The sequence below is a fragment of the Rhodococcus sp. EPR-134 genome (genome assembly GCF_001647205.1).
Taxonomy (GTDB): domain Bacteria; phylum Actinomycetota; class Actinomycetes; order Mycobacteriales; family Mycobacteriaceae; genus Rhodococcus_F; species Rhodococcus_F qingshengii.
The window spans coordinates 1-2,681 of record NZ_LVCT01000703.1 but is presented as its reverse complement, the minus strand read 5'-3'; the positions used below and the strand labels follow the sequence as shown (position 1 = coordinate 2,681).

Below are 2,681 nucleotides of genomic sequence, written 5' to 3'. Positions count from 1 at the left end.
GACCACCGATGTCTCACCACCGAGGAGCGGTATGTCACGCCCGTCGACTGCGATGGACTCGTCCGCGCGCCGAAGGAACCCCGGCACACACACTCCGACCACGCGGAAACCGTCTGCGCTACCCCGCTCGAAGTTTCGTGCAAGTTCAGCGCCGGCATCCTTGCTGCCCACCACCAGTACCGATGTGAGGCACTCACCGCGAGTACGCCTTCGCACGATCACCCCACGCCAGAGCCAACGGCTCACCAGTAGCGCGAGAAGGCCGACAGGGAACGCGAATGCGAGGTAGAGCCGGGCGATATCGAGACGAAGCAGAAGGCTTACTATCGCAATGACGCCGAACAATCTCATCGCGGACACCAGGATTCGCCGATACTCCTCAGGACCGCTTCCGATCACACTCGCAGATCTGGTCCTGAATATCTGCAACGTCGCCAGCCACGCGATCACCACGCCGATCGACAAACCGGTGTAGCTGAACTGCCCGAGCTCACGAGCGTCGACGGCGGTCGGCGCGGCGCCGAATCGAAGCCACTGCGCAGCCGAAACCGCCGCTACGACAATCAGCGAATCCGTCACTGCCAGAGCACGTATGTATCGATGCTGCCACGCAGCACGCGAGGAAAACTCCGCACGGGAGTCCGGCACGATGCGCGGACGCCGATACCCGAGCGACGGCGCCATGGACATGTCCAATGCCGACATCTGACCAACCTTCCCGTTTGCGAGCCGCCAGGCCCCGACCGTTCTTCGGAATTTCCCGTTTGCACCCGAATGCTTCAGGCACAGCTAGAGATGGAGAAGAGCAAATGTTCCGCTTAGGTATCGGCAACATTGCAACTCGATAATCCGGAGGCATTGCACGTGCCGCGTGAGTACTATGAGAACATCTCCAAGGCCGGAGTTCAATTCGAATAATGTTGCAGGTCAAGACTCTAACCGGCAATTTTTCTTCCCAGCACACACCCAAAGAATGTTGGACGATCGTTCACGTTCAATCGCCGCAATGTCACGGTGCCATTTACGCTGTAGTTACCAGTTAGTAGCTATAGTTCAGCTATTGAGTAAATCCGCGGAAACGTCGAGGGCTTAGGTCCCGACGACTGCAATAGCTCACAAAGCGGACATTGCCTCTCACTGCTGACCACAGTTCTTTCGCATGGGTAACTGGACCCGAATCCACGCAACCGAGAACCGTCCCTGCACGCCGGGGACCTATGTCCCCGTAGGTCGAATCCGCCGGACCTGATTGAACTTTCTGCAATTCGCAAGTGAATTGCCCTTCGATATGGAGTAATTCGGCAGACCCGAAATCCCGCCATGCCATCCGGCCAACCCAGACCCGCACTGGGTACCGAAAAAAAGATTTCAAAATTCCCACTATGTGAGATGTGAGCATGTGAGACGTTCCGGCCGGACTGCTCGGGGACTGGCGCTTCGACGTGGCGAGGGCGATATGTCTCGATCAAGTAATGTCTGCATATGGCGCCGGACCGATGGCGATGGTCGGCAGTCCCCAGCGGTGCGCAGCCTCGAATCGCACGCAGATGTCGGGTAGTAAGCGAATGGAACTGGAAATGTTGAAGATTCGTGAGATCCGCTCCGAGTCCGGGATCATTCCTCGACTCGCAGTGCGGTGGTTGATGATCGCGCTCGCCACGATCTTTGCATTTTGGCCCACCTGGACCAAGCTTTGGCAGAGCACGGCCAGCGGAACTGCCATCGGCTACGTCTTCGCTCTACCGCTCTTGTGCCTGGTTGCAGCCGTCGGAACAGACTTGAGGCGCGGCCCGGAGCTTCCGATTCACGATCGTGAGACCGACAAGATAGTCGGCTGCATCGGTCTCTTCGTCGCGTTGGGACTTCAAGCGCTCCTGCTACCGCGTTTCGCCGAGACCTACGAACTGATGCATATCGACGTCATCGCAGCCTGGGTATTCGTCTGGAGCGCAGCGGTTCTGATGTTCGGCCTCCGTCCGGTCAATCGGTACTGGGCAATCTGGGTGGTCCCGATCATCTTGGCGCCGCTGCATTACCGCGCCATCGCGACCGAAATGGGCGGAACTCGTTTCGACTACAGCGTCCTCATGGTGCTTGTCGCGTCTGCCGCGACCACGATCGCCGTCAGTAGAACGTGGAGGCGAGGGGCGATCGCCTTCGTCGCCGCGACGGTGCTCGGTGTGGTGATTCTCTACTTCACGATTCAGACGTATCCCGCTGCTCCGCTTTTCGCCGTGCAGTTGTTTCCGGCACTCGGAACCGCAATCGTCGTCGGCGGTGCCTTCTATCTGTACGAACGCCGGGGTAAGTCGCTCAAACCGTTCGACCGACCACTCCGAAAGCCTTCGACAGCCACAAGCAACTGGACCATCCTCGCGGTGTTTGCCGCCGCAGTGCTGATGTTCTTCACGCCGCTGCCATCGACAAGTTTGACCGTCAACGTCGGTCCGCCCCCGGCTACTGCGGATCCTCGACTTGTCGTTCCGCTGGGCTGGCATCAGATTGGAGCATCCGAATACGACTGGCCCCGTCGCTACTTCGGCAGCACCGCCGAACTGAGTCGTCAGACCATTCGGGCCGACACTCCGAATCCCGCTTGGGACTCACAGATGCGGCCTCGCACGGTACAGATTGACGTCGTCCAGGTCCGTCGACCCTCCACGCTCGCCGTGTATCCCAGC

General features: G+C 59.2%; 1 protein-coding gene and 1 pseudogene. One reads left to right on the top strand and one right to left on the bottom strand.

All coding sequences use genetic code 11. The features are described 5' to 3' along the window. A pseudogene (locus A2J01_RS30535) lies at nt 1-705 on the bottom strand (sugar transferase); the annotation flags it as partial. An 872-nt stretch (nt 706-1,577) separates the two neighbouring features. On the opposite strand from A2J01_RS30535, the gene A2J01_RS30530 reads away from it, so the two are divergent. Beyond that, nucleotides 1,578-2,681 (top strand): hypothetical protein (locus A2J01_RS30530; protein ID WP_231916135.1); only part of this gene is annotated, 1,104 nt, incomplete at its 3' end.